The sequence below is a fragment of the Allobosea sp. ASV33 genome, assembly GCF_016428755.1.
Lineage (GTDB): Bacteria > Pseudomonadota > Alphaproteobacteria > Rhizobiales > Beijerinckiaceae > Allobosea.
Genome location: NZ_JAELTI010000011.1, coordinates 22039 through 49031 on the forward strand (window position 1 = coordinate 22039; position 26993 = coordinate 49031).

General features: G+C 67.2%; 26 protein-coding genes. 16 read left to right on the top strand and 10 right to left on the bottom strand.

Annotated features, from left to right (window positions below):
* Positions 1-11: 11 nt before the first annotated feature.
* The 4 genes from JHD80_RS05470 to JHD80_RS05485 all read right to left on the bottom strand — a co-directional run bounded on the left by JHD80_RS05470 (position 12) and on the right by JHD80_RS05485 (position 4806).
* A complete protein-coding gene (locus JHD80_RS05470; protein WP_199085371.1) occupies positions 12-1775 on the bottom strand; it encodes an ABC transporter permease subunit in 1764 nt (587 codons plus the stop codon).
* Positions 1772-2866, bottom strand: coding sequence for an ABC transporter ATP-binding protein (locus JHD80_RS05475; protein ID WP_248311407.1), 1095 nt, complete (start codon positions 2864-2866; stop codon positions 1772-1774). The genes JHD80_RS05470 and JHD80_RS05475 overlap by 4 nt, the downstream gene beginning before the upstream one ends.
* Positions 2867-2870: 4 nt before the next feature.
* On the bottom strand, positions 2871-3938 hold the full coding sequence (locus tag JHD80_RS05480) for an ABC transporter substrate-binding protein (RefSeq protein ID WP_199085372.1): 1068 nt from the start codon (positions 3936-3938) through the stop codon (positions 2871-2873).
* Positions 3939-4032: 94 nt separating this feature from the next.
* Positions 4033-4806 carry an enoyl-CoA hydratase/isomerase family protein gene (locus JHD80_RS05485; RefSeq protein WP_199085373.1) on the bottom strand — a complete coding sequence of 258 codons (774 nt, stop codon included), beginning with the start codon at positions 4804-4806 and terminating at the stop codon, positions 4033-4035.
* A 120-nt stretch (positions 4807-4926) separates the two neighbouring features.
* Between JHD80_RS05485 and JHD80_RS05490 the strand changes: the two genes are divergently transcribed.
* The 4 genes from JHD80_RS05490 (at position 4927) to JHD80_RS05505 (ending at position 8665) form a co-directional block, all read left to right on the top strand.
* Positions 4927-5751: an IclR family transcriptional regulator gene (locus JHD80_RS05490; RefSeq protein ID WP_248311408.1), complete on the top strand. Its 825-nt coding sequence runs from the start codon at positions 4927-4929 to the stop codon at positions 5749-5751.
* A 91-nt stretch (positions 5752-5842) separates the two neighbouring features.
* Positions 5843-6157, top strand: coding sequence for a (2Fe-2S)-binding protein (locus JHD80_RS05495; protein WP_199085374.1), 315 nt, complete (start codon positions 5843-5845; stop codon positions 6155-6157).
* Positions 6150-7514, top strand: coding sequence for an FAD/NAD(P)-dependent oxidoreductase (locus tag JHD80_RS05500; protein ID WP_199085375.1), 1365 nt, complete (start codon positions 6150-6152; stop codon positions 7512-7514). Before JHD80_RS05495 ends, JHD80_RS05500 begins: the two co-directional genes overlap by 8 nt.
* Positions 7511-8665, top strand: a complete 1155-nt coding sequence (locus tag JHD80_RS05505; RefSeq protein ID WP_199085376.1) for an NAD(P)/FAD-dependent oxidoreductase — start codon at positions 7511-7513, stop codon at positions 8663-8665. The genes JHD80_RS05500 and JHD80_RS05505 overlap by 4 nt, the downstream gene beginning before the upstream one ends.
* 83 nt (positions 8666-8748) lie before the next feature.
* On the opposite strand, the gene ltaE is transcribed toward JHD80_RS05505, so the two are convergent.
* On the bottom strand, positions 8749-9795 hold the full coding sequence (ltaE, locus tag JHD80_RS05510) for a low-specificity L-threonine aldolase (RefSeq protein ID WP_199085377.1): 1047 nt from the start codon (positions 9793-9795) through the stop codon (positions 8749-8751).
* A 77-nt stretch (positions 9796-9872) separates the two neighbouring features.
* Positions 9873-11252: an L-serine ammonia-lyase gene (locus JHD80_RS05515; RefSeq protein WP_199085378.1), complete on the bottom strand. Its 1380-nt coding sequence runs from the start codon at positions 11250-11252 to the stop codon at positions 9873-9875.
* 291 nt (positions 11253-11543) lie between these two features.
* Here JHD80_RS05515 and leuA point away from each other — a divergent pair, with 291 nt between their 5' ends.
* From leuA to JHD80_RS05540, 5 genes are all read left to right on the top strand, one after another.
* Positions 11544-13220 carry a 2-isopropylmalate synthase gene (gene leuA / locus JHD80_RS05520; RefSeq protein WP_465246499.1) on the top strand — a complete coding sequence of 559 codons (1677 nt, stop codon included), beginning with the start codon at positions 11544-11546 and terminating at the stop codon, positions 13218-13220.
* A gap of 179 nt (positions 13221-13399) precedes the next feature.
* Positions 13400-14179, top strand: a complete 780-nt coding sequence (locus JHD80_RS05525) for a 2-keto-4-pentenoate hydratase (RefSeq protein ID WP_199085379.1) — start codon at positions 13400-13402, stop codon at positions 14177-14179.
* A gap of 18 nt (positions 14180-14197) precedes the next feature.
* Positions 14198-15403, top strand: coding sequence for an aminotransferase-like domain-containing protein (locus tag JHD80_RS05530; protein WP_199085380.1), 1206 nt, complete (start codon positions 14198-14200; stop codon positions 15401-15403).
* Between the two features lie 57 nt (positions 15404-15460).
* Positions 15461-16123 (top strand): RraA family protein, encoded by a 663-nt coding sequence (locus tag JHD80_RS05535; protein ID WP_199085381.1) that lies wholly within the window; start codon positions 15461-15463, stop codon positions 16121-16123.
* 37 nt (positions 16124-16160) lie between these two features.
* Positions 16161-16706 carry an ureidoglycolate lyase gene (locus JHD80_RS05540; protein ID WP_199085382.1) on the top strand — a complete coding sequence of 182 codons (546 nt, stop codon included), beginning with the start codon at positions 16161-16163 and terminating at the stop codon, positions 16704-16706.
* A gap of 54 nt (positions 16707-16760) precedes the next feature.
* Here the strand turns inward: JHD80_RS05540 and JHD80_RS05545 are convergent, their stop codons facing one another.
* Positions 16761-17999, bottom strand: a complete 1239-nt coding sequence (locus JHD80_RS05545; protein WP_199085383.1) for an NADH:flavin oxidoreductase/NADH oxidase family protein — start codon at positions 17997-17999, stop codon at positions 16761-16763.
* A gap of 84 nt (positions 18000-18083) precedes the next feature.
* Here JHD80_RS05545 and JHD80_RS05550 point away from each other — a divergent pair, with 84 nt between their 5' ends.
* Positions 18084-18566 (top strand): MerR family transcriptional regulator, encoded by a 483-nt coding sequence (locus JHD80_RS05550; protein WP_199085384.1) that lies wholly within the window; start codon positions 18084-18086, stop codon positions 18564-18566.
* Positions 18567-19175: 609 nt separating this feature from the next.
* On the opposite strand, the gene JHD80_RS05555 is transcribed toward JHD80_RS05550, so the two are convergent.
* A complete protein-coding gene (locus tag JHD80_RS05555; RefSeq protein WP_199085385.1) occupies positions 19176-20552 on the bottom strand; it encodes a PleD family two-component system response regulator in 1377 nt (458 codons plus the stop codon).
* A gap of 18 nt (positions 20553-20570) precedes the next feature.
* Positions 20571-20939: a response regulator gene (locus JHD80_RS05560; protein WP_061968283.1), complete on the bottom strand. Its 369-nt coding sequence runs from the start codon at positions 20937-20939 to the stop codon at positions 20571-20573.
* 75 nt (positions 20940-21014) lie between these two features.
* Here JHD80_RS05560 and JHD80_RS05565 point away from each other — a divergent pair, with 75 nt between their 5' ends.
* Both JHD80_RS05565 and JHD80_RS05570 read left to right on the top strand, forming a co-directional pair.
* On the top strand, positions 21015-21362 hold the full coding sequence (locus tag JHD80_RS05565) for a DUF3572 domain-containing protein (protein ID WP_248311409.1): 348 nt from the start codon (positions 21015-21017) through the stop codon (positions 21360-21362).
* On the top strand, positions 21359-22708 hold the full coding sequence (locus JHD80_RS05570; RefSeq protein WP_199085386.1) for a DNA polymerase IV: 1350 nt from the start codon (positions 21359-21361) through the stop codon (positions 22706-22708). Before JHD80_RS05565 ends, JHD80_RS05570 begins: the two co-directional genes overlap by 4 nt.
* Here the strand turns inward: JHD80_RS05570 and JHD80_RS05575 are convergent.
* Positions 22665-23510: a cell envelope integrity EipB family protein gene (locus tag JHD80_RS05575; RefSeq protein ID WP_199085387.1), complete on the bottom strand. Its 846-nt coding sequence runs from the start codon at positions 23508-23510 to the stop codon at positions 22665-22667. The two genes, JHD80_RS05570 and JHD80_RS05575, sit on opposite strands and share 44 nt — an antisense overlap.
* Before the next feature lie 194 nt (positions 23511-23704).
* On the opposite strand from JHD80_RS05575, the gene JHD80_RS05580 reads away from it, so the two are divergent.
* Genes JHD80_RS05580 through JHD80_RS05595 form a run of 4 tightly spaced genes read left to right on the top strand, consistent with a single transcriptional unit; the run spans position 23705 to position 26961 of the window.
* Entirely contained in the window at positions 23705-24178 is a 474-nt protein-coding gene (locus JHD80_RS05580; RefSeq protein ID WP_199085388.1) for a RidA family protein, read from the top strand.
* Entirely contained in the window at positions 24178-24957 is a 780-nt protein-coding gene (locus JHD80_RS05585) for a glycerophosphodiester phosphodiesterase family protein (protein ID WP_199085389.1), read from the top strand. The genes JHD80_RS05580 and JHD80_RS05585 overlap by 1 nt, the downstream gene beginning before the upstream one ends.
* Positions 24954-26192: a GNAT family N-acetyltransferase gene (locus JHD80_RS05590; RefSeq protein WP_199085390.1), complete on the top strand. Its 1239-nt coding sequence runs from the start codon at positions 24954-24956 to the stop codon at positions 26190-26192. Before JHD80_RS05585 ends, JHD80_RS05590 begins: the two co-directional genes overlap by 4 nt.
* Positions 26185-26961, top strand: coding sequence for a hypothetical protein (locus JHD80_RS05595; RefSeq protein WP_199085391.1), 777 nt, complete (start codon positions 26185-26187; stop codon positions 26959-26961). Before JHD80_RS05590 ends, JHD80_RS05595 begins: the two co-directional genes overlap by 8 nt.
* The last annotated feature ends 32 nt before the right edge of the window (positions 26962-26993 follow it).

A 26993-nucleotide genomic window follows, 5' to 3' on the forward strand; every position in this document is an offset into this window, starting at 1 on the left:
TCGTCGTCGGTTCAGTCGAGTCGGGAAGAGGAGCGGAAACGTTCCGCGACGAGCAGCATCGCCGTCACCACGATGAAGACGACGACCGAGACCGCCGCGAGCGTCGGGTTGAGCTGCAGGATCATGTCGTCCCACATCTGCTTCGGGAGCGTCGTCTTGATGCCGCCCGAGACGAAGATCGCAATGGTCAGCTCGTCGAAGGAGGTGATGAAGGCGAAGAGGAAGGCGGCGACGAGGCCGCCCTTGACGAGCGGGATGGTGACGCCTGTCAGCGTCCGCACCCGGTTGGCGCCGAGCGTCGCCGCCGCCTGGTCGAGGCGCTGGTCGTAGGTCTTCAGCACGGCGGCGATGGTGACCAGCGTGAACGGGATCGCCAGCACGGTATGGCCGATGACGAGGCCGAGATCGGTCGCGATCAGGCCGAGCCGGGCGAAGAGATAGAACAGCCCGACCGCGATGACGATGCGCGGTACGATCATCGGCGCGAGGAAGAAGGCGAAGATCAGACCGGCCCAGCGGGTGCGGCTGTTCGCCAGCGCCAGCGCCGCGAAGCCGCCGATCGCCGTCGCCGCAAAGGCGGTGACGAAGGCGACCGCGAAGGAGCGGATCGTCGCCTGGATCCAGAGCGGCGATTCGAAATAGGTGCGGAACCAGCTCAGCCCGTAGCCCGGCGGCGGGAACTCCAGGAATTGCGAGGAGGTGAAGGCGAGCGGGATGACGAGCAGCGTCGGCAGCACCAGGAAAGCGATGACGAGCCAGCAGAAGCCGGGCAGCAGCAGCGCGCAGAGGCGCTTGCCGAGCAGGGCCTGGGCGACCGCACCCAGCCGCGCGGCCAGCGCCGCGACGGCGGAAAGGATCGCCAGCCCGAGATCGCGGATCCGGCCGGTGCCGACCTGGGCCGAGCCCCCGGCGATGGTCGACAGCCCGAACAGGCGATCATAGATCACGCAGGAAACCAGCGCCGCCAACAGCATCATCGCGGAGAGCGCGCCGGCAAAGGACCAGTTCAGCAGCTCCTGCACCTGCGTGATGATGAGCTGCGCCAGCATGGTCTCCTGCCGCCCGCCGAGGAAGGCCGGCACGATGAAGAAGCCGAGCGAGGAGATGAAGACGAGCAGCCCCGCCGCCGCGACGCCGGGCAGCGAGAGCTTGAAATAGACCAGCCAGAAGGCGCGCGCCGGCGCTGCGCCCAGCGTCTGCGCCGCCTGGACGAGCCGTCGGTCGATGCCGGTCATCACCGGCAGCATGGTCATCACCGCCAGCGGCACCATCGCATGGACCATGCCGACCATGACGCCGAACTGGTTGTTGATCAACGAGAGCGGCTGGTCGACGACATGCGCGCCGGTCAGCAGGGAATTGATCACGCCGCTGCGGCCGAGGATCAGCATCCAGGCGAAGGTCTTGACGAGATAGCTCGTCCAGAACGGCACCATGACGAAGAGCAGCATCCGGCCGCGGAACAGATCCGGTAGGCGCGCCAGCCAATAGGCCAGCGGGTAGCCGACCAGCAGCGACCAGAACGCCGTCCAGCCGGCGATGCGGAAGGTGATGCCGAGCACGCGCAGATAGACGTCGGTCGCGGCGATGCGCTGGTAGGAACTCGCCGAGAAGGCCCCGTTATCCGGATCGACGACGCTCAGGCCCAGGAGCTGCGCCACCGGCCAAACGAAGAAGACCGCAAGGAAGATCAGGCCGGGCACCGCCAGCCACAGCGCGTTGGGGCGCAACCTGTTCGTGCGCGCCGGCGCACGGCCGATGCTGACGGCGCTCATGCGACCAGCACCGCCTTGTCGCGCGGCCAGCCGGCGACGATGGCCTCGTCGATGGCGGGCACGGCGTCGTCGGGGCCAAGGCGCAGCACGAGCTGGCCGCCATCGGCAAGCACGGCGATGACCCGGGTCTCGGAGCCGGCATAGACGATCTCGCTGACGCGCCCGTTGACGGCGTTGCCCTCCTGCGCGCCGAGGCGCAGGTTCTCGGGCCGGATCACCAGCGCGGCATCCCGGCTTTCGCAATGCGATCCGTACGGCAGGGCGAAGCGGCCATGCGCGGTCTCGAGCGAGCCGTTGCCGTCCCAGTGACCGCGGAAGATGTTGGAGATGCCGATGAAATCGGCGGCGAAGGCCGTGCGCGGGCGCTCATAGATCTCCCGCGGCGTGCCGAGCTGCTCGATCTTCGCGTGGTTCATCAGGCAGATGCGGTCGGACATCGCGAGCGCCTCCTCCTGGTCATGCGTCACGTAGACGATCGTGGCGCCGCTCTCGCGATGCAGCCGCTTGATCTCGATCTGCATGTGCTCGCGCAGCTTCTTGTCGAGGGCACCAAGCGGCTCGTCCATCAGGATGATCGAGGGCTGGTAGACGAAGCAGCGCGCCAGCGCGACGCGCTGCTGCTGGCCACCGGACAACTCGCGCGGGAAGCGCCCGGCGAGATGCCCGAGATGGACCATGTCCAGGGTCTGCGCGACACGCTTGGCGATCTCGGCGCCCGGGCGGCCGCGCATCTTGAGCGGAAAGGCGATGTTCTCCGCCACCGTGAGATGGGGAAACAGCGCATAGTGCTGGAAGACGAGACCGATATCGCGCTGATGCACCGGCATGGCCGATTGGTCCCGGCCATCGATGACCACCCTGCCCTCGCTGGCCTCGACCAGGCCGCAGATGAGCTGGAGCAGCGTGGTCTTGCCGGAGCCCGAGGGCCCCAGCAAGGTGAGGAACTCGCCTTCGGCGACGGTGAGCGAGCTCGGCTCGAGCGCCGTGGTCGCACCATAGCGCTTGCAAAGTCCTTCGATGACGAGCTTGCCCTCGACGGCAAGCTTCGCCGGTTTCGGTTCGGTCACGATCATGCCGGCACGCGTCGCCATCGGCTCAGGTCAGCAGCCAGGCGTTGAAGCGCTCGGTGACCTTGGCGCGGTTGGCGCTCCACCAGTCTTCGTTGGCGATCGCCATCTGCTTCAGGTTCTCCGGTGAGGTCGGCAGCAGCTTGGCTCGCTCGGCGGGGATCGTCTGATAGGCGTCGAGATTGGTCGGGCCATAGGCGAGTGCCTCGGTAAAGACGGCCTGGGCCTTCGGATCCGAGCAGAAGCGGATGAACTGGCGGGCGACATCGGCCTTCGGACCGCCCTTCGGCAGGCCCCAGCCCTCGATCGAATAGAGGCCCTGGTTCCAGATGATCTTGGCCGGAGCGCCGCCGTCGATCGCCGCCTGCAGGCGGGCGTTCCAGCCTGTGGTCATGTCGACTTCGCCGCTCTGCAGGAGCTGCGTCGACTGGGCGCCGCCGGTCCACCAGACCGCGATATGCGGCTTGATCTTGTCGAGCACCTTGAAGGCGCGGTCGATGTCGAGCGGGTAGAGCTTGTCGAGCGGCACGCCGTCGGCGAGCAGGGCCTGCTCGAGGCTGTCGATCGGGTTCTTGCGCATCGAGCGACGGCCCGGGAACTTCTCGACATTGAAGAAGTCGGTCCAGCTCGCGGGCGCGTTCTTCACCTTGTCGGTCCGGTAGGCGAAGATCGTCGAATAGACGTCGGTGCCCATGAACTCGGGCGAGATCGCCTGCGGCATCAGCTTCGGCACATCGGCATGGGCGAAGCCGATCGGGTCGAGCAGGCCCTGCGCCTTGAGGATGTCGCGGGCCGACAAGGTCAGCGTGCAGACGTCCCAGGTATAGGACTTGGTCTCGACCATCGCCTTGAACTGCGCGGTCGGCTCGGCCTCGCGGGCGACATTGACGACCTTGTTGCCGGTCGCCTTCTCGAAGGGATCGTAAAAGGCCTTGCGGAAGGCCGGTCCGAAGGGGCCGCCGGGATCGGCGACCGTGATCTGGGTCGCGGCGCGCGCCGTGCCCGTCAGGTAGGGCGCGGCAACCGCGCCGGCAGCGACGCCGCCCGCGAGTTGCAGCAGGCTGCGCCGGGTCGGCTTCGTGGTCAGGTTCGTCATCGTCTTCTCCCCTTTCAAGCGGTTTTCCGCATTTCCCCATGGGTGATCGGATCGTCGGCGCCCAGCACCCATGGGCGCTGGGCTTTCTTAGACGTCAGGCGCTCTTGCGCGCGGCGCGCTTGGCGAGGAACGCCTCCATCATGCGAGCCGGCTCGCCGGTGGCGTAGGCCTCGCGCTGGTTGCGGATGCCGGCGACCAGGCATTCGCGGAAGCTCTCCTCGGTCACCTCGCGGAAGCGGGCCTTGTTCAGCCTCATGGCGACCGGCGGCTTCTCCGCCAGGTCCTGGGCCAGGGCGAGCGCGGCCTCCATGACCTTCTCCTTCGGCACGATCCGGTTGATCAGGCCGATGCGGAAGCACTCGTCGGCATCCATCATCCGCCCCGTCAACGTGAGGTCGATCGTCCGCGCGATGCCGAGCATCTCCTTCATGATCCAGGGGCCGGTCACCGAGGCGATGCCGGAATTGATCTCCGGCTGGCCCATGGTGACGCCGTCATGGCCGATGCGCAGGTCGCAGAGCAGCGCGACCTGGAAGGCCGAACCCGCCGCGACGCCGTTCAGCGCCGCGATCAAAGGCTTCGAGAGCGAGCGCATGCGGTCGTAGAGGCGCTCCCACTCGCCCATCCACAATTCCGCCCGGTCGGGATCGAAGGTCTTGGTCTCGTTGAGGTCCTGCCCTGCCCCGAAGGCGCGGTCGCCGGCGCCGGTCAGGATGATGGCGCGCACCGCCTCGTTGGCCTCCAGCTCGTCGAAGCAGGCGACCAGGCGCTCGCGCATCGGCGCGTTCCAGGCGTTGAGGATCTGCGGACGGTTGAGCGTGATGATGCCGATCGCGCCACGCACCTCGATCAGAACAGAATCCGTCATACCGCTCTCCGATTGGTTTTTATTACGATGCAATAAACTCTATTGATTATTCTGCCCGAATGGCGCAGCTTGTCAAGGCAGCCGGGCGCGGCCATTGATCGAGCGAGGAGACAGACCGCGATGACGATGTCCGAAACCCCACGGAACGGCCGCAAAAGCGCCGCGCTTGCCGCCGAGCAGCCGGGGCGCAAGGACGACGTGCTGATGGTCAATTCCGTGGAGAAGGCATTCCGGGTGCTGTCCGCCTTCGGGCGCCAGCATCAGACGCTCAGCCTCTCGCAAGTCGCATCCGAGACCGGCATGGACGTGAGCGCCGCGCAGCGCTTCACCCATACGCTCGCCAAGCTCGGCTATCTGCACAAGGACGCGCAGACCAAGCGCTTCGAACTGACCGCGAAGACGCTCGATCTCGGCTACCACTTCGTGCGCAGCAGCCGCCTGCTCGACCGGGCGATGCCCTACCTGATGCATCTCAGCAAGGAGACGGAGGAGACGGTCAATCTCACCGTGCGGGAAGGCGCGGAGATCATCTTCGTCTCGCGCTTCCTGAGCCGCCACGTGCTGAATACCGACGTCATCATCGGCACGCGCATGCCGGCCTACGCCACCGCGCCGGGCATCGCCATGCTGTCGCGCCTGCCCGAAGACGAGGCGATGGCGATCATCGACGCCTCCGACCTCAAGGCCCATACGCCCTCGACGACCTGGCAGCGCGAGGCGCTGCGCCAGAAGCTGCGCCAATCGGCGGCGCAGGGCTACGCCACCGCCTTCGAGGAGGTCTATATCGGCGACGCCTCGATCGCGGCCGCCGTGGTCGACCATCACGGCCGGCCGGAGGCCGCCGTCAACATCGCGACCTCGACCTCGCGCTACAGCCATGCCGAGGTGGTCCAGCGCTTCTCGTCCCTCGTCATCGCCGCAGCCCACGCCGTCTCGCGGGTCTGATCGGCGCGCTTCTCGGGCGCTTGACAAGCCGGCTTGCGATTTATCAATATTCAAAAAGACTTATCGCATTGAAATAAAACTCGAGATTGACATGGAGCCGCCGCGAGCCCAGTTCCGCCGTGTCGCCGCCCGGACCGGCCGGCCGGCGACGCTCCGTTTCGACGGCGCGACCATCCATGCGACAGCCGGCGACAGCGTGCTCGCGGCGCTGCTCGAAAGCGGTGTTCTGGTCCGCCGCCTCGAATTCGGCGGCGAGCCCCGTGCAGGCTTCTGCCTGATGGGCGCCTGCCAGGATTGCTGGGTCTGGAGCGCCGAAGGCGGCCGGATCAGGGCCTGCACGACCCCCGTCGCCGACGGGATGGAGCTCTTCGCCGAGCCGCAGCCGCAGGCTCCCGGCCATGGCTGAGATCGTCATCATCGGCGCCGGCCCGGCGGGCATCGCCGCCGCCGAGATGCTCTGCGCGAAAGGGCTGAAGCCGATCCTGATCGACGAAGGCGCGCGCGCCGGCGGCCAGGGCTATCGCCGGCCGGCAAGCGACCTCGCTCTCGACATGAACAGGCTGATGGGCTCGGAGGCGGAAAAATACACCGCCCTGCATCGCCGCTTCGAAACCCTGCTGCCGCGCCTCGACTATCGCCCGCAGACTCTGGTCTGGGCGATCGACGGCAGCACGCTGCACCTGCTGCGCGACGGACAAGCCGAAACCCAGCCCTTCGACAGGCTGTTGATCGCCAGCGGCGCCATGGACCGCATCGCACCCTTGCCCGGCTGGACCCTGCCCGGCGTGTTCACGCTCGGCGGCGCGCAGGTCGCGCTGAAGGACCAGGGCTGCCTGATCGGGAACCGCGTCGCGTTTCTGGGCTCCTCTCCGCTGCTGACGCTGGCGGCCAAGCAATATCGCGAGATGGGCGCCGAGATCGCCGTGATCGCCGACACGACGCCGTTTTCGGCCAAGATCGCGGCGCTTCCGGGCCTGCTGCGGGCGCCGCGCACGCTCGTTCGCGGTCTCTGGTACATGGGCGCCGCGCTGCGCGCGGGAATTCCGCTGCTGCACGGCGTGATGCCGATCGCCATCGAGGGTGAAAGCCGTGTCGAGGCGCTTGTGCTGCGCGATGCCCAGGGTCGCGAGCGCCGCTTCGCCTGCGACGCGGTCGCGCTCGGCTATGGTCTGAAGCCGGAGACGCAGCTCGCCGATCTCGCCGGGGCCTCCTTCGCCTATGATCCCGATTTCCGGCTGTTCCTGCCGGCGATCGACAGCATGGGCCGGGCGCGGCCGGGGCTCTACCTTGCCGGCGACGGCGTCCGGATCGGCGGCGCCGATGCCGCCGAAGCCAGCGGCGCGCTCGCCGCCCAGGCCATCCTGGCCGATCTCGGGCATGGGCAGGATATCGCGGTCACCCGGACACTGGCCCGCGACGTCGGGCGCCTGCGTGATTTTCAGCGCGGTCTTGCCCGCGCCTTCGCCTGGCCGAAGGCCCAGATCGCCGCCTTGCCCGATTCGGTGACGCTCTGCCGCTGCGAGAAGATCACGATCGGCGAGGTCCGCGCCGCGATGGCGAAGGATCTCGGCCCGGTCGAGGTCAACCGGGTCAAGGCGATGACACGCTGCGGCATGGGCCGCTGCCAGGGCCGCGTCTGCGGCCCCGCCCTGCAGGAAATCGTCGCTGCCGAGATCGGCGGCGACGGTGCAGCGGCGGGAAGGCTGCGCGGCCAAGCGCCCGTCAAGCCGATCGCGCTCGCCGCGGCCGGGAGCACGGCATGAGCGGGCGCACGACGGATGTCGCGATCGTCGGCGGCGGCCTGATCGGCGCCTGGACGGCCTTCTTCCTCGCCCGGCGCGGCCAACGCGTGACCTTGCTGGAAAAAGGCGTCGTCGGCGCGCAGTCGAGCGGCGTCAATTTCGGAAACCTGCGCCTGCAGGGGCGCTTTCCCGGCCAGTATCCCCTCTCACTGCGCTCCCAGGCACTTTGGGAGGATTTCGACGCGCTGATCGGCGAGGATTGCGAGTTCGAGCAGACCGGGCATCTCTACCTCGCCTATGACGAGGAAGAGCACGTCAAGCTCGAAGGCTACGCCAAAGTCTCCGAATCCCATGGTCTTGCCATCGAGCGCGTCGGCCCTGCCGAGCTCAAGCGACGCTGGCCCTGGCTGAGCGAACGCGCCGTCGCCGCGACCTACTCGGCGCGCGACGCCACCGCCAACCCCCGCCTCGCCACGCCTACGGTGGCGCGCGCCGCGGCAAGACTTGGCGTCGAAATCCGCGAGAATGCCGGCGTCACCGCGGTCGAGCGCTCAGGCGACGGCTTTGCGCTGACCCTTGCCGATGGCGGCAGGCTGCATTGCGGCGCGCTGGTCAACAGCGCCGGCGCGTGGGCGCTGGAGATCGCGGAGCGCTTCGGCGAGACCGCGCCCGTCTTCCCGGCCGGGCCGCCGCAATTCGTGACCGAGCCATTTCCCTACCGGATCGAACCCTCGGTGCAGGCCATCGACGGCTCGGTGATCTTCCGCCAGATCCCGCGCGGCAACATCATCCTCGCCGGCTATCCGCGCACGGCGGCCGATCCGCAGGCGAACAGGGCGCCTGTCCCTCCGGCCAAGACGCTCGCGGCGATGCGGGCGCTGGCGCGCGTTGCGCCGCTGCTCGCCCAGTGCCACGTCATCCGGGTCTGGTCGGGTATCGAGGCCTATCTCCCGGACATGATCCCGGTGATCGGGCCCAGCGAGACGACGCCCGGCCTGTTCCACGCTTTCGGCTTCTGTGGCCACGGCTTCCAGATCGGCCCCGGCGTCGGCCTCTGCCTCAGCGAAATGATCGTCGACGGTGCCACGCCGACGCCGCTGGGACCATTCTCGATCGGACGCTTCCGTTCGGAAGCGACCGTGAGCGAGAAGTTCCGCAAGGAATTCGACTGAGACGGCGGAGATCGCCGTCTATCCCATGAGCAGCGTGATCGGCACGACCGTCATGGGAATGGAAGCCTGATCCTCGCCGCCCCTCAGGCTCGCGCCCTCGAACCGGCAGAAGCCTTCTGCCGATCGAAGAATACTTCGCAGGCTTCGGCGACACGCGCGACGGAGGCGTCGTCCAGGTCGAGATGGGTGACCCAGCGCAACGTGCCGTAGCGCCCGCTGACGGCGATGCCACGCTCGCGCAGGAAGGTCGCGAAGGCCCCGGTGTCGACAGCCTTCGGCGACATGAACACCATGTTGGTGCGGGCCGGCCCGGCGCCGAGCTCCGGATAGCGTGCCAGCACCTCCGCCAGTGCGGCGGCGCGGCGATGGTCCTCGCCGAGCCGGCCGACGTTATGCTCCAGCGCGTAGATCGCCGCCGCCGCGATCACGCCGGTCTGGCGCATGCCACCGCCGAGCATCTTGCGGATGCGGCGGGCCTTCTCGATGAAATCCTTCGGCCCGGCAAGGATGGAGCCGATCGGCGCGCCAAGTCCCTTGGACAGGCACAGCGAGACGGTGTCGAACTGCCCGGCGATCCAGGCCGCATCGCGGTTGCTCGCGGCGGCAGCGTTCATCAGGCGGGCGCCGTCGAGATGGGTCGCAAGGCCGCGCGAGCGGGCGAGCCCGGTCGCCGCTTCCAGATAGGCATCGGGCAGAACCAGACCGTTGAAGGTGTTCTCCAGCGCCAGGAGCCGCGTCATCGCGAAATGGAAGTCGTTCGGCTTGATCGCGCTGGCGATGGCATCGAGCGCGATCGTGCCGTCCGCCTCATTCGGCAAGGGCTGCGGCTGGATCGAGCCCAGCACGGCCGCGCCGCCACCCTCCAGCCGATAGGTATGAGCCATCTGGCCGACGATATATTCCTCGCCCCGGCCGCAATGAGCCATCAGGCCGGCGAGATTTGCCTGCGTGCCGGTGGGGAAGAACAGGGCCGCTTCCTTGCCGAGCCGCTCGGCGGTCATCGCCTCCAGCCGCTTCGTCGTCGGGCAATCGTCGTAGACGGCGTCGCCCACCTCCGCCGCGGCCATGGCGGCGCGCATGCCCTCGCCGGGGCGCGTCACCGTATCCGAACGGAAGTCATCCACGATCATCGATCCGATCCTTATGGGCTGTGCGTCCACCCTATCGGGTGCCCGCCCGGCTCATCATGCAAAATTGGGAGACGGGCTCAGCATTCCGGCAGGTTGACCGCCAGCCCCCCGAGGCTGGTTTCCTTGAAGCGCTCGTTCATGGCCTCGCCGGTCTGGCGCATCGCCTCGATGCAATTGTCCAACGGCATGAAATGCGAACCGTCGCCGCGCAGCGCCAGCGACGCCGCCGCGACCGCCTTGATCGCGCCGATGCCGTTGCGCTCGATGCAGGGCACCTGGACCAGGCCCGCCGCGGGATCGCAGGTCATGCCGAGATGGTGCTCGAGCGCGATCTCGGCGGCGTTCTCGATCTGGGCGGGCGAGCCGCCGAGCACGGCACAAAGCCCTGCCGCGGCCATCGCGGCAGCGGAGCCGACCTCGCCCTGGCAACCGGCCTCGGCCCCGGAGATCGAGGCGTTATGCTTGATGAGGCCGCCGATCGCCGCAGCCGTCAGCAGGAAATCGGCGACCTTCTCGGGCTCCGCGCCGATGCAATGGTCGAGATAATAGCGCAGCACCGCCGGCACGACGCCGGCCGCACCGTTGGTCGGCGAGGTCACCACCCGGCCGCCGGCCGCGTTCTCCTCGTTGACCGCCATCGCATAGACGCTGAGCCAGTCCGTGGTGGCGTGCGGCTGCGAGCGATTGGCCAGCTTCTCGGCGACAAGCTGCCGGTGGATGCGCGCTGCCCTGCGTCGCACGCGCAAGCCGCCGGGCAGTTCGCCCTCCTGGCTCAGGCCGCGCTCGATGCAGCCGTTCATCACCGACCAGAGGCGGTCGAGGCCGTTGTCGACCTCTTCCGCCGAGCGGAGATGGATCTCGTTGGCGCGCTTCATCTGCGCGATCGACAGCCCGCTGTCTGCGGCCATGCGCAGCATCGTCGCCGCAGTCGCGAACGGATAGGGCCAGGAGGCCGCCGCCGTGGTGGCCGCCGGGGCGTCGCGCTCCTGCGCCGTTACCACGAAACCGCCGCCGATCGAATAATAGGTCTCGGAGAGCAGTTCCGCTCCCGCGGAATCACGCGCGGAGAAGACCAGGCCGTTGGCATGGCCGGGCAAGGGCGGCCCGTAGTCGAAGACGATGTCCGTCGCGGGATCGAAGGCGAGCGGCGGCAGGCCGTCATGGCGCAGCAGATGGCTGCGGCCGAGTTCCTCGATCTGGCGTTCGGCCGCGTCGAAATCGAAGGCGGCCGGCATCCAGCCGAGCAGGCCGAGCGCCACGGCGCGATCGGTGGCATGGCCCTTCCCGGTAAAGGCGAGCGAGCCGTAGAGCGTGGCCTTCACGGCCGCGGCCCGGTCGCGCGTCGGAGCCTGGCGCAGCAGCTCCAGGAAATGTCCGGCGGCCGTCATCGGCCCCATCGTATGCGAGGACGAGGGACCGATGCCGATCTTGAAGACGTCGAACACGCTCAGGAACATATCCACCCCACCGAACCCGGCCCGGATCGTTCTCGCGCTTCCCCGAAACGCCGAACGAACCGGATCACTGTCTTATCGCTTTTTCGCCGTGTGAATCGGTATCCACCGCGCTCGAAAATGTTCTTGCTCGTTTTGGAGGCAATCTCAAACGGAGATCGCCGGGGCTGTCCGGGATCGCGACCGCCGCGGCCCCTGCACCCTTTGCTCGACGGCAGCGTGCCTTGGCGGCTATAGCAAATGTTGCATCCTGAAGCCTCCGGCAATGGGCGCTTTCACCGCAAGGACTCCAGTATGTCGACGATGCCGATCTCCAAGTATCGCGCCTATGCGCCGGTCAACCTGCCGGACCGCAAATGGCCCTCGCAGGTGCTGACCAAGGCGCCGATCTGGTGCTCTGTCGACCTGCGTGACGGCAATCAGGCGTTGATCGAGCCGATGGGCGTCGAGCGCAAGAACCGGATGTTCAACCTGCTGGTGAAGATGGGCTTCAAGGAGATCGAGGTCGCCTTCCCCGCGGCGTCGCAGACCGATTTCGACTTCGTGCGCTCGATCATCGACGGGAACGCCATTCCCGACGACGTCGCGATCCAGGTCCTGACCCAGTGCCGGCCCGAGCTGATCGAGCGCACCTTCGAGGCGGTGAAGGGCGCGAGGAACGTCATCCTGCACTTCTACAACTCGACCTCGACGCTGCAGCGCGACGTCGTCTTCCGTTCCGACCGGGCGGGCATCATCAAGATCGCGGTCGATGCCGCCACTCAGATCAAGGCGCTGGCCGAGCAGGCCCCCGAAACCAACTTCACGTTCGAATATTCGCCGGAGAGCTTCACCGGCACCGAGCTCGAATACGCGCTGGAGATCTGCGAGGCGGTCAAGGCGGTGATCAAGCCGACGCCGCAGAAGAAGCTGATCCTCAACCTGCCGGCGACCGTCGAGATGGCGACGCCCAATGTCCATGCCGACCAGTTCGAATGGTTCGGGCGCCATATCTCGGACCGCGACAGCGTGCTGCTCTCGATCCATCCGCATAACGACCGCGGCACCGCGGTGGCCGCCGCCGAGCTCGCGCTGATGGCCGGCGCCGACCGCGTCGAGGGCACGCTCTTCGGCAATGGCGAGCGCACCGGCAATGTCGATATCGTCACCATGGCGCTGAACCTGTTCACGCAGGGCGTCGATCCCGCGCTCGACCTGCGCGACGTCAACGAAATCCGCAGCGTCGCCGAATACTGCACGCAATTGCCGGTGCATGAGCGCCACCCCTATGTCGGCGAACTCGTCTACACGGCCTTCTCGGGCTCGCATCAGGACGCGATCAAGAAGGGCTTCGACGCCCAGCAGAAGCGCAACGATCCGCTCTTCCAGGTGCCCTATCTGCCGATCGACCCCAAGGATGTCGGCCGCGACTACGAGGCTGTAATCCGCATCAACTCGCAATCGGGCAAGGGCGGCATCGCCTATGTCCTGCAGGCCGATCACGGGCTCGACCTGCCGCGCCCGCTCCAGGTCGAGTTTTCGAAGATCGCCCAGGAGCAGATGGATGCCGACGGCAAGGAACTGACCGCCTCCGCCCTCTGGGCCCTGTTCGGCAAGACATATCTCCTGTCCGGCGCGCCGCTGGAGCTGATCTCCCACAAGACCTTCCCGACCGGCCAGGATACGCGGACGCTGATCGCCGATCTCAAGCAGCGGGATGGCTCTCTCCGCAGCATCGAGGGCATTGGAAACGGCCCGATCGACGCCTTCGTGGACGCCCTCCAGAAGACCTATGGCGTCGCCTTCTCGCTGCTCGATTACCACGAGCATGCCGTCGGCCGCGGCGCCCATGCGACGGCCGCCTGCTATGTGAAGCTGGAGGACGGGGACGGCCGGATCGTCCACGGCGTCGGCATCGACCCGAACATCGTCATGGCCTCGCTCAAGGCCGTGCTGAGCGGCATGCAGCGCATGGCCGGGGCAACGGTCTGACCGCCGTAAGCGTGAGTTTGCAGGATGCCGATAAGCTCCTGTTCGACGCGGCGACGCACGGCATCGTGCAGCGCTGGCCGCGAACGGAGCATCCATCCTGCCACAGCGCGCCGACCAGGGTTTTCGGGAATCGCTTATTTCACCCCGGCGACAACGGGCCGGGCGGAGAGGATGGGATGATGGACACGGATGCCATGGCCGCTCGGCTCGTCGGCGATCACGATCGCAAGGAAAAATTCCGGCCCTTCGCCGCGGCGAACGGCATCGCCTCGATCGACGATTCCTATGCCGTGCAGGAACGCTATGTGGCGCTGCTGAAGCCGCGCTGCGGCGCAGCCATCGGCTACAAGATCGGCCTGACCTCGCAACGCATGCAGGCGATGTGCGGCATCGGCCACCCGATCGCCGGCGTCGTGCTGGCCGACCGGCTGCACCATTCGGGCGCGCGCCTCGCGACCGCCGACTACGGCCGCATGGGCCTCGAATTCGAGATCGCGGTGCGCATGGCCAGCGATCTTCCCAGCGGCGGCCCGGCCTGGACGCAGGAAAATATCGCGGCGCATGTCGCTGGGGTCTGCGCCGCGATCGAGATCGTCGACGACCGGGCGGCCGACTATGCCGAGCTCGACGTGCTCTCGCTCGTCGCCGACAATTCCTGGAATGGCGGCGTGGTGCTGTCGCAGTTCCGCAGCGACTGGCCGGCGCTGGATGCCGTTTCTGGAACGGTTAGCCGCAATGGAACGGAGATCGACCGCGGCCATGGCCGCGACGTTCTCGGCCATCCCTTCGCGCCCCTTGCATGGCTGGCGAATGCGCTGGCGGCGAAGGGGCAGAGCCTGCGCGCGGGCGAGATCGTGATGACCGGCAGCCTCGTCACCACCCGCTTCCCGACCGAGAGCGAGAGCTATCGCTTCGAACTCGAAGGCATAGGCGCCGTCGAGCTCCACGTCACTGCCTGAGTGCCGGAGACCGAGATCATGGCACATCGCCTCGCCGCCCGGATGAGCCGGGTCAAGCCCTCCGCCATCCGCGAGCTCCTGCGGCTGGGCGCCGATCCCAATGTGATCTCCTTCGGCGGCGGCTATCCCGACGCCTCGCTGTTCCCGATCGCCGGGCTGGACGAGGTCTTCCGCAAGACGCTGGCCGAGAGCGGGCAGGAGGCGCTGCAATACACCGTCTCGAACGGCATGCCGCTGCTGCGCCGCCAGATCGCCGAGCGGATGACGCGCGACGGCGTGCCCTGCACGGCCGACGAGGTGCTGATCCTCCAGGGCGGCCAGCAAGGTCTCGACCTCGTCGCCAAGCTGCTGGTCGACAAGGACGACATCATCGTCGTCGAGGACCCGACCTTCCTCGGCGCATTGATCGCCTTCAACCCCTGCGAGCCGCGCTATGTCACGGTCGGCATGGACGAGGACGGCATGGATGTCGAGGCGCTCGACGCGGCGCTGAAGGCCAATCCCGGCGCCAAGTTCATCTACACGGTGCCGGACTTCCACAATCCGACCGGCGTCACCATGAGCCTGGCGCGGCGCAAGCGGCTGGTCGAGATCGCCAACGCCCATGACATCATCATCCTCGAGGATTCGCCCTATCGCGAGATCCGCTTCGAGGGCGAGCGCATCCCGCCGATCAAGAGCTTCGACACCGAAGGCCGGGTGATTTATCTCGGCAGCTTCTCGAAGATTCTGGCGCCGGGTTTGAGGCTCGGCTGGGCAGTAGCGTCGAGCGATCTGATCGAACAACTCGGCCTGCTCAAGCTCGCCGCCGATACGCAGACGAGTACGCTGAACATGGCGGTCGCCTCGCGCTTCCTCGCGGAATACGACATCGACGCGCATATCGCGACGATCCGCAGCGCCTATCGCCACAAGAAGAACCTGATGCTGGACACGATCCGGCAGAGCTTCCCGCAGGACATCGCCTGCACGGATGCGAGCGGAGGTCTCTTCACCTGGCTGACCTTCCCGGAAGGCTTCGATGCCGCCGCCTTCATGCTCGACCATGCCTTGCCGGAGGCCCGCGTGGCCTATGTTCCCGGCGCGACCTTCTTCGCATTGGACCAGCGGCCCAACCATGCCCGCCTCAGCTATTCGACGCAGACCGACGAGCGGCTGGTCGCCGGCATCACGGCGCTGGGCAATGTCCTGAAAGCCCGGATGGGGTCGCGAGCGCGCGGCTGAGGCAAACTCCGATCGACACCAAAGCGTCGCCACATCGCGAAAGATGAGGACAGCACCATGCCTGTGACCATCCACCCCGCCCCGAAGAACGACCTGACCCCCGCCGAAATCGAGCGCTGGCGAGAGATTCCCGTCGCGGTCGCGGTCGATCTCGGCCGCAATCTCAACCAGATCGATCCGGCGATCCGCCCGCTGATGCCGCCCGGCCGGCAGCCGCGCCTGTTCGGACGCGCTGTGACCGCCTTCTGCGAAGCGCCGGATTTCGGCTCCGTCGTACGCGCCATGGACATCATCGGCCCGGGCGACGTCCTCGTCATCGCGGCAGCGGGCCATGCCGAAAGCGCGATGATTGGCGAGATCCTGGGCGGTCACATCCGCCGCAAGGGCGCGGTCGGCCTCGTTTGCGACGGGGCGATCCGCGATGTCGGAACGCTCGCCGGCTGGACGGATTTCTCGGTCTTCACACGCGCGGTGACGCCGCGCGGCCCGTCCTCAGCGGAACGGGGCGAGATCAACCGCCCGGTGACGATCGGCGGCACGATCGTCTCGCCCGGCGACCTCCTGATCGGCGACGATGACGGGCTTGTCGCCCTGACGCCCGCGACGATCCGCACCCGCATCGCCGATGCCGAGGCAAGGCTGGTGCTGGAGGCGAAGTGGGAGGCGGCCCTGAAGGCAGGCGAGAGCGCCGAGGCCGTCTTCGGCCTGACGCCGGCTTGAGGCCCGCCGACCGGATGCTTCGGAGAAAGAGATTGGCATGACGCCGAACGATCAGATCAAGGACGGCAGCGCACTCCTTCCTTCGCTACCCGTGATTCCGGTCACGCAGGCCAGCTTCGCGCCCTTCGGCTGGCTGGTGGAAACGGGCGCTTCCGGCCGCGCCGCGAACAACGGCACCGCGCGTCGTCACGACATCCACGCGCATGCCGCTGCCGACGTCCGGCCGGGCTCCAGCTTCGTCACCTCGATCTTCGAAGCGAAGGCGCAGCAACCGACTGCCACGATCGCGATGCTCGAGCGGCATGTGAATTCGATCCAGTTGATCATGCCGCTCGACGGTGCCGGCCATATCGTCGTCGTCAGCCAGGCCGCCCCGGATGGCGCGCCCGACCTTTCGACCCTCGCCGCCTTCTCGTTTTCCGCGTCGCAGGGTATGATCTATCGCCGCGGGCTCTGGCATCATCCGATCATGGCGGTCGGCGCGGATGCCCGCTTCCTCGTCCAGTCCTGGCAGAACGGCGGCGCGGCCGATTGCGAGATCCTCGCCATCGCGCCCATCGCGCTGGCTCCGGACGCTCGCTGAGCCTCTCCGTCCCGAGACGGCTTTTCCGGGGACGGAGAACGCCAAGAGTACGGCTCAGGCCGCCGCCCTGCGCTGCCCGATCCAGCGGCGATACTGGCGCGCGCGGCGGGCGCCCTCGACCTGCGCGCAGAGCAGCGCCCAGGCCGGCGAGACGTTCGGCGCGGTGCGACGCCTGCGGCTCAATCGTGCCAGCTGATAGCGCGCGGCCGCCATATGCGCCGAGGAGGCGAGCGGCTTGTTCTTCCAGGTGATCGGCCGGAGCGCAGGCGCATCGGCCTTGCCGGCTCGCCAGCGCCGGGGCAGATCGGGCGCGATAGCGAGCGCGGTCGCGATTCCCGCCATGGCGACGCCGCTCGCGATCACCGTCTCGGCGACCTCGCGCCGCCTGATGCCGCCGGTGACCATCAGCGGCATCGACGCGACCTCCGCGATCTCGCGGGCGAAGTCGAGGAAATAGGCCTCGCGCGCCAGTGTCCGCGCGTCGCGGGAGGCCCCCATCATCGCCGGCGCCTCGTAGCTGCCGCCGGAGAGCTCGACGAGATCGACCCCGAGCGGGTTCAGCATCGCGACCACGGCCTTCGCATCCTCGGGCGAGAAGCCGCCGCGCTGGAAATCGGCGGAGTTGAGTTTGACCGCGACGGCAAAGCCCGGCGCAACGGCGGCGCGAACCGCGCGGACGATGTCGATGAGCAGGCGCGCGCGGTTCTCCAGGCTGCCGCCCCACTGATCCGCACGACGGTTCGACAGCGGCGAGAGGAACTGGCTGAGGAGATAGCCATGCGCCGCATGGATCTCGACGCCCGTGAAGCCGGCGCGCTCGGCCAGGCGCGCCGTCTCGACGAAGCGGCGCTCGAACTCGGCGATGTCATCGGCCGTCATGGCGCGCGGCACCGGGAAGTGCTTCGACTGCGCGCCGAGATCGAGCGCGATCGCGGAAGGCGCCAGCGTTTCCTGGCCTAGGCCCGCCGGCATCTGGCGGCCGGGATGGTTGATCTGCATCCAGACCTGCGCGCCACGCGAGCGGGAGGTTTCCGCCCAGGCCATGAAGCGGTCGAGATGGCGATCGTTCTCCAGCACCACGCCGCCGGGCCCGGTCATGGCGCGGGCATCGACCATGACGTTGCCGGTGATGATCAGGCCGGCCTCGCCTTCGGCCCAGGCACGATAGAGGTGGATCAACCCGGCCGAGGGCGCATGGTCGCCGTCGGCCATGTTCTCCTCCATCGCGGCCTTGGCGATGCGGTTGGGAATGACGGCGCCATTGGGCAGCGTCAGCGGCGAAAACAGGGACATCAGAGGTCTCCAACTGGGATGTTGGACGGACCATAACCTTTGAGTTAAGTTGAAGGTCAAGCGTCTTTACGAGAACCTCGAGCCATGACGATCGGCGAGCTCGCCAAACGCACCGGGCTGACGAATTCGCGCATCCGCTTCTATGAAAGCGCGGGCCTGCTCCAGACCGTCGATCGCCGTCCGAACGGCTATCGGACCTACCCGCCCGAGGCCGTGCTGGTCCTCGAACTGATCACGACCGCGCAGAAGGCCGGCTTCAGCCTCGACGAGATTCGCAAGCTCCTGCCGCCCGGCCTCGACCATTGGGATCACGCCGCGCTGATCGCGGCGCTGCGCCGCAAGGTGGCGGATATCGAGACGCTGGAGACGCGTCTGAAGGAGAGCAAGGCCCAGCTCGTCGCGCTCATCGCGGATATCGAAGCGAAGCCCGACGACATGGACTGCGTCGCCAATGCGCGTCGCGTGCTGTCGCGGGTTCTCGGCGACAGGTTTGGAAGCGAGGACATGCCGATCGGCGACGGTGGTCTGCTCGCCAAGGCGAGCCGGCCCCGCAGGATCAAGGCTTGATGGAAAAACCAAGTATTCGTGCGCTAGCGGCAGCAAAAGCCAAGCAACGCATGGTGGCCGGCCGGCGACGGTTCTGAGGAGGCCAGAAATCCGTCACCGACCGGCCGAGCCCTTCGGTTTCCCAGGAGATGCGGCGGACCTGAGCTCCCGAGGGGCATTTCCGAGCGATCTTTGCGATCACTGCGTTGCACAAACATGTACAATGCACCGCATCTAAATCAATCAAATCCGGCCGATCGGCGCCGTTCATCGATCGTTAACCCTACCAGCTAAGCTTAAGATTTACGGCGCACCAGGAAGCATGGAGGCGCTTAACTGACCGACATCAGGATCTTGCGGCGCAAGCCTGAGAATAAGCTTCAATATGACGTGAAAATGCCGTGCCGAGGGCTCGCGAGCCACGCCGACCCCCTTTGGTCATGGGGCGCCGCAGGATTGCCGGATTGGCGCCTGCTGATTTTACGCGGAACCAAGGCGTCATCCCGGGCCTGCCCCGGGATCCATCGTGGAGCTCCGGACCTCAACGATGGATTCCGCATCGGCGCGGCTTCGCCGCTTGTCCGGGATGACGATGTGACTCCGCGAAAACGAAGCATGCTCCACGAACCGCTACGCCGCGCTGGCGACGATCACGCGATTGCGGCCGCTGGCCTTGGCCCGGTAGAGGGCGTCGTCCGCGCGCTTCATCATGTCGGCGGAGGAGGCGTCCCCTGCCCGGCGGTTCGAGACGCCGACCGAGACCGTCACTTTGATGTCCCGGGTGTTGTTCTGGACCGCGAAGGGCGTGCTCTCGACCCGCTCGCGGATGCGCTCGGCCACGCGATAGGCGGCATCGCGCCCGGTATCGGGCAGCACGACCACAATCTCCTCGCCACCCATGCGCGCCACGAGATCGATGCCGCGCGTGCAGGCGCGGACACGGTCGGCGAATTCGCGCAGCACCTCGTCGCCGGCATCATGGCCCCAGCTGTCGTTGACCGTCTTGAAATGGTCGATGTCGAGCACGAGCAGCGAAAGCGAGCGGGCGCGCAGCGCCGACTCATCGAACATCACCGCAAGCCGGTTGTCCATGAAGCGGCGATTATGCAGCCCAGTGAGCTGGTCCATCACCGCCATTTCCATCGAGGACTGCACGCTGTCGCGCAGCCGCTCGGTGAAGCGCTTGCGGCGCACCTGCGTGCGCACGCGGGCCAGCAATTCGTTGCGATCGATCGGGCGGGTCAGGAAGTCGTGCGCGCCGATCTCGAGCCCGCGCAGGATGCGGTCGCGATCCTCGATCTCGCCGATCAGCAGCACGGAGATGTTGCGGGTGCGCTCCAGCGAGCGCAATTGGCTGCACAGGCGCAGCCCGTCCTGCCCTTCCAGGCCGAGGCTGACCACCACGGCATCGAAATCGCCCTCGGCGGCGCGCATCACCGCCTGCTGGGCGTCGCTCTCGATCTCTACGGCGTGGAAGGCCGAGAGCGCGCTTTCGATCCGCTCGGCGGCGCTCGGACGGTCCTCGATCACAAGGATGCGGCCGTTCAGTCCGGTCTCGGCCGCCGCCGTCGCCAACGGATCGGCGATTCCCAGCCGGACGGATGCGAGGGCGCGGCTGCGCAATTCGTCGGTCATCGCCTTGAGGCGGGCGAGGCTGCGCACGCGGGCGAAGAGCGCGGTGTCGTCGAGCGGCTTGGTCAGGAAATCATCGGCGCCGGCATCGAGCCCCTGCAGCCGGTCGCGCGGCTGGTCGAGCGTAGTGACGATGATGACGGGGATATGCGCCGTCGACGGCGCCCCCTTCAGGCGCCGGCAGACCTCGAAGCCGTTCATGCCCGGCATCATCACGTCGAGCAGGACGATATCGACCTCGCCGCGCTCGCAGAGCGCGATCGCATCGCGCCCGTTCGTTGCCGTGGCCACGCCGAAATACTCCGCCGAGAGCTTGGCCTCGAGCAGCTTCACATTCGCGGGAATGTCGTCGACGACGAGGACGCGGGCAGTCATGGCTCTGCTTTCGCCGGGTCAGGCCGCGCCGGCATAGGTGCGCACGGTCTCCAGGAACTTGGCGACCGAGATCGGCTTGGAAAGATAGGCCTCGCAGCCGCCCTCCCGGATCCGCTCCTCGTCGCCCTTCATCGCGAAGGCCGTGACCGCGACGACCGGAATGGATTTCAGGTCGTCATCCTCCTTGATCCATTTGGTCACCTCGAGCCCCGAGACCTCCGGAAGCTGGATATCCATCAGGATCAGCGCCGGATGATGCGTCCGCGCCAGCTCGATCGCCTCGATGCCATCGGACGTCTTCAGCGTCGCATAGCCATGGGCTTCGAGGAGATCGTTGAAGAGCTTCATGTTGAGCTCGTTGTCTTCGACGATCAGAACCGTCTTCATCGGGCCGCCCTTCATTCGCGCCGGGAAGGCTCACGCCGAAGGCGGGCTTTCCAAATTGGCGGCGTCATCAGATGATTGCTTAGCACGCGAGCAGTTGACGAAACGCAAACCGGATACCTGACTCAGGGCCTCATGATACGACGATCGACCACCGACGAGGCCGAGGCACTCGCGCTTCAGGCTCTTGCCTTCCTGGCTTCCGAACCCGAACGGATCGAGCCCTTTCTGAGTGTGACCGGCCTCAACCCGGCCAATCTGCGCCAGGCTGCCGGCGAACCCGGCTTCCTTGCCGCCGTGCTCGACCATATCGGCTCAAGCGATTCGCTCCTTCTGGAGTTTGCCGGAAATTTAAGGCTGAATCCCGAAATCGTCGCCGATGCCAGGCGCGTCCTCGCCGGGCCGGAGCCGGACGACTTCTCTTGAGCATCGGCGCGCCCTCGCCGCGCTGGCTCTGCCGCGATTGCCTGGAGGATCACGATACTGTCGGATCATCCAGGCGCTGCCCGGCCTGCGGCTCGCCGCGGCTGCTCAGTCACGACGAGCGAGACACGCTCAGCCTCGCCCATATCGATTGCGACGCCTTCTACGCCACGATCGAGAAGCGCGATGATCCAAGCTTGCAGGACAAGCCGGTCATCGTCGGCGGCGGCAAGCGCGGCGTGGTCTCGACCTGCTGCTACATCGCCCGCACCTATGGCGTGCGCTCGGCCATGCCGATGTTCAAGGCGCTGAAGGCCTGCCCCGAGGCCGTCGTCGTCAAGCCGAACATGGCGAAATACGTCGCGGTCGGCCGGGAGGTCCGCCAGCTCATGCGGGAGCTCACCCCGCTGGTCGAGCCGCTCTCGATCGACGAGGCCTTCCTCGACCTCTCCGGGACGGAACGCCTCCATCATGCCAGCCCGGCGGTGACGCTGGCGCGCTTCGCCAGACATGTCGAGGTCCAGCTCGGCATCACCATCTCGGTCGGCCTGTCCTATGCCAAGTTCCTGGCCAAGGTCGCTTCCGACCTCGACAAGCCGCGCGGCTTCTCGATCATCGGCCGGGGCGAAGCGGTCGCCTTCCTCTCGGCCAAGCCGATCAGCCTCATCCCCGGCATGGGCCCGGCCGGCGTCGCGAAACTGGCGGAAGGCGGCTTCAAGCTGATCGGCGACCTGCGCGAAGCCCCGGTCGACAAGCTCTTCAAGCTCGCCGGCAAGGACGGACCGCGCCTCAAGAACCTCGCCAACGGCATCGACACCCGCCAGGTCACGCCCGAGCGCGAGACCAAGAGCGTCTCGAGCGAAACCACGCTCGATGTCGATCTCGCCCGTTTCGAGGAGCTGGAGCCGATCCTGTGGCGGCTTTGCGAGAAGACCTCGAAAAGGCTGAAGGCACAGGAGCTTGCGGGGCGTACCATCACGCTGAAGCTGAAGACGGCCGATTTCCAGATCATCACCCGCGCTGCCCGCCTGCCGGAGCCGACGCAGCTCGCCGCCCGCCTCTTCACTGCCGGGCGCGACCTGCTGAAACGCGAATGCAATGGCGCGCATTACCGCCTGATCGGCATCGGCGCGAGCGATTTCAGCGCGCCCGACGCCGCCGATCATGGCGACCTCGCCGATACCGCGACGCCGCGCCTGAAGGCGATGGAAGGCGCGCTCGACAAATTGCGCGCCCGCTTCGGCGACGAGGCGATCGGCAAGGGCCTGAGCCTGCGTTTACCGCAGCGCCGCTCGTCCGAGCCCGCTACTTCGCGCAAGATTCCTGAGGAAGAAGATCCAGACGCGTGAGCGTGCCGCGCAGCGCGAAGGTGCCGTAATCGAGCCGGATCGCGCCGGTGACGCCGTTCTCGTAGAGCTCGAAGGTGATGCTGTAGGCCGGCGTCGCTTCGCCGGAGCCCGCCTTGAAATAGGAGATCGTTACCGGCCAGCGCGCCATCTTCTCGAATTCGGGGCGCTGCAGCGGCTTCTCGGAAGGCTCGGCCTCGATGCGCTTCCCGATGATCGAGAGCGTATCATAGACCTCCTTGCCGGAATTCGCGCCGTCATAGAGCCTGACGCTCAGCGTCTTCTGTCCGTCACGCGCAGCCTGGATCACGGCCTTCATTTGGGCATTCGGGAAGAGCGCGTCGGTAGCCTCGCGATGGGTCTCGACCTTGGGGAGGCGCAGCTTGACCTCGTAGCCGCCATCGCTCTTCTGCGCGGTGCCGTCGACGGTGTCGGGCTTGGCGCCGCCGGTGGAGCTTTCGGTCTTGAAGCGGTAATTCGCGCCGTCGCCGGCCTCGAAACTGGTGGTGCGGGCATCGATCAGGCGCGGTCCGTTCTCGGTGCCGAGCTGCGTCACCTGCCGGAAGGACAGCGCGTAGCCTTCGCAGGCATCGCCCGTGAACTCGTAGGCCATGCGCCCCTTCGCCGTCTCGATATTGCCGGACGGTTTGCCGCTATCCAGCACGAGATCGTAGACCGCGCGATGCGGCGCCAGAACCACCCGTTCCGCTGCCGCCTGCGCCAAGGCCGGCGTCGCGGCCAAAACCAGCACCCCCGCGAAAACCCCGCTCGCCTGGGCTGCGAGCTTCGAGACTGTTCCGTTCATGCGCCGCTTGTCCATCATGGCCTGTGCGAAATCTAGGTGCATTGCGGCAATGGCGCAAACAAGGCGATGCAGCCGCTCCCGAGCATCGCATCGGCCCTGCCCGCCCGGCATGCCCCGATGCTTGCGAGGGCAGCCCGCATCGGCCATGAAAGGCCTGCCCGAAGGCACCCTGCCTCGCTCGCGGAGCCAAGCTCATGAACGCCGCCGATACCCGCCTCGCCGAACTCGGCATCACCCTGCCGTCCCCGGCCGCGCCCATCGCCAACTATGTGCCCTATGTGATCACCGGCAACCTGCTGGTCATCTCGGGCCAGCTCTGCTTCGGGCTCGACGGCAAGCTCGCGGACAAGCACAAGGGCAAGCTCGGCGCCGAGATCTTCAACGAGGCCGGGCTGGAGGCCGCCCGCCTCTGCGCCATCAACGTGCTGGCCCAGGCCAAGGCCGCGCTCGGCGGCGATCTCGGCCGCATCGTGCGCTGCGTCCGCCTGGGCGGCTTCATCAACGCCGCCCCGCATTTCGCCGCGCTGCCGGCGATCATGAACGGCGCCTCCGACCTGATGGTCGAAGTGCTCGGCGACAAGGGGCGCCATGCCCGCTCGACCATCGGCGTCGCCGAACTGCCGGCCGATGCCGCCGTCGAGGTCGAAGCGATGTTCGAGATCGCCTGATGTCGGCAGGCACGCTCAAGAACGCCGGCCGGCCCGACCTGGGCTGGCTGGTGGCAAGGCCGATCGCCCATCGCGGCCTGCATGATCTCGCGGCCGGCGTGATCGAGAACAGTCCGTCTGCCGCCACGGCCGCGATCGCCGGCAACTTCGGCATCGAATGCGACGTCCAGCTCACCGCTGATGGCGAGGCGGTCGTCTTCCACGATTTCGTGCTCGACCGCCTGACGGGCGAGACCGGCGAAGTCGTCGCGCGCAAGGCGGCGGAACTCAATGCGATCACGCTGAAAGGCTCCAGCGACCGCATCCTGACGCTTTCTGCCTTCCTCGACCTGATCGGCGGGCGCGTCCCCCTCGTCATCGAGATCAAGAGCCGCTTCGACGGCAATCTGGCTCTCACCAGGCGGACCGTCGAGGTCGTCTCGGGCTACAAGGCTCACCCGATCGTGATCAAATCCTTCGATCCCGAGATCGTGACGGCGCTCCGCGAACTCGCCCCCGAGATTCCGCGCGGCATCGTCGCGATGAACGCCTATGATTACGGCGACTATGACAAGCTCTCAGTTGCCCGGAAGCATGCCCTCGCCAATCTCCTGCACTTCACCGAGAGCCGGCCGGACTTCATCTCCTGGAAGGTCACCGATCTCGACAGCGCCGCGCCCTATCTCTGCCGCAACGCGCTGGGGCTGCCGCTGATGAGCTGGACCGTGCGTACGCCGGAAGAGCGGCAGCGGGCCGCCGCCATGGCCGACCAGATGGTCTTCGAGGGTTTTCGCCCTTGAGCGAAGCGGAGGGTAGCGATCTCACCGTTCGTGTCGCGACCTCCCTCAAGGCCGTCCCCGCAGGCGCATGGAACGCCTGCGCCAATCCCCACGCGCTGGCGGACGCCCTCTCGGCGCCCGCTGCGCCCTCGGGCGATCCGGCGCTCGACGGGGACAATCCCTTCGTCAGCCATGAATTCTTGACGGCGCTGGAAGACAGCCGCTGCGTCGGCGGCCGCACCGGCTGGTCGCCGGCCTATCTCCTCGTCGAGAACGATGCCGGTGAGCTCCTGGCGGCGTCCCCCAGCTTCCTGAAGAGCCACAGCCAGGGCGAATACGTCTTCGACCATAGCTGGGCCGATGCCTATGAGCGCGCCGGCGGGCGCTACTATCCGAAGCTCCAGGTCGCCGCCCCCTTCACCCCGGCAACCGGCCCGCGCTTGCTGGTCGCGGATGGTCCACGCGCCGAGGAAGCCCGCGCCGCCCTGATCGGCGGGCTGGAAGCTTTGCGCGGGCAGACGCAATCCTCCTCGGTGCACGTCACCTTCGCGCAGGAACCGGACATCGCCGCACTGAAGCAGGCCGGCTATCTCGAACGCAACGACCTGCAGTTCCATTGGCAGAACGAAGGCTTCGGCACCTATGACGACTTCCTGGCGACGCTGGCCTCGCGCAAGCGCAAGGCCCTGAAGCGCGAGCGGCGCGAGGCGCTCGCCGCCGGCATCACGATCGATGTCCTCTCCGGCAGCGACCTCACCGAAGCGGTCTGGGATGACTTCTTCTCGTTCTACGAGGATACCGGCGCGCGCAAATGGGGCCGGCCCTATCTCAATCGCGCCTTCTTCTCGGCGGTCGGCGCAGCGATGGGCGAGCGGATCGTTCTGGTGATGGCCAGGCGCGCCGGGCGCTATATCGCCGGCGCGATCAATTTCCGCAGCGCCAACACGCTCTATGGCCGCAACTGGGGCTGTATCGAGGATCACCCCTTCCTGCATTTCGAGGTCTGCTACCATCAGGCCATCGACTACGCGATCGCCCATGGCCTTGCCCGCGTCGAGGCCGGCGCGCAGGGCGAGCACAAGCTGGCGCGCGGCTACCGGCCGGTCATCACCCGCTCGCTGCACCATATCGCCGATCCCGGCCTGCGCCGGCCCGTCGCGGCCTATCTCGCGCAGGAGCGCGAGCAGATCGCGGCGGCCCGAGAGGCGCTTGCGGTCGAAAGCCCTTTCCGCAAGACGGATTCCGCCGATGACTGACGCCGCGCTCGCAAATCCGGTCTCAACGGCGCCCGTGTTCTGCGAGGACGACGAGCTCGGCTATCGCCGCAGCCTCACCGATTTCACGAGCCCGCTGATGCTCGACGAGAGCTACCGGCTGGCGCATCTCCCGCTGGTCGCGCCGGAGCACCCCGGAATCATCGCCCGGCGCGAGGGCAAGTTCTACGAGATGGGCCGCCACCCGGTCGTCTACTCGCTGGTCCTGCCGGTCGAGGACGGCACCTTACGCGCCTCCCCAGCCTTCGTCGCGCTGGAGGCCGAACTGAAGGCCGCGCCCTTCGCCGGCAAGATCGCCTGGGACATCCTGCCGAAGCGCCAGGATCGCCTGCACGCGACGGTCTGCGGTTCGCTCAGCCTTGCCGAGCCGCCCACGATCACCGCGGAAACCCGCGAAGCCCTGCGCAAGATCGAGCCCTTCACGGTCGAGCTGCGCGGGCTCTTCTCCGGCAACGTCAATCGCGGCCGGCTGTACCTGCCGGTCTATCCGGAGAAGCGCGCCGGCCGAAACGCGTTGCAGGACGTGCAGGCCGCCTTCGGCCGGGCGCCGGGCGACCTCTGGCTTGTGGGTCTCTACAACTTCATCGACGATCTCGATGCCGACGAGACCGCCGCGCTGGCCGGCATCGTCTCGCGCTGGTGGGGCACGTCCCTGCTCAACCTCACCGTGAGCGAGCTTCAGGTGATGGGCGCGAGCGACGATCTCGTGCTCGACGCCCATGTCGAAGCCGTGCTGCCGCTCGGCGCTTGAGGCGGAGCGATCAGCCGGCCCGCGGCCTTGAC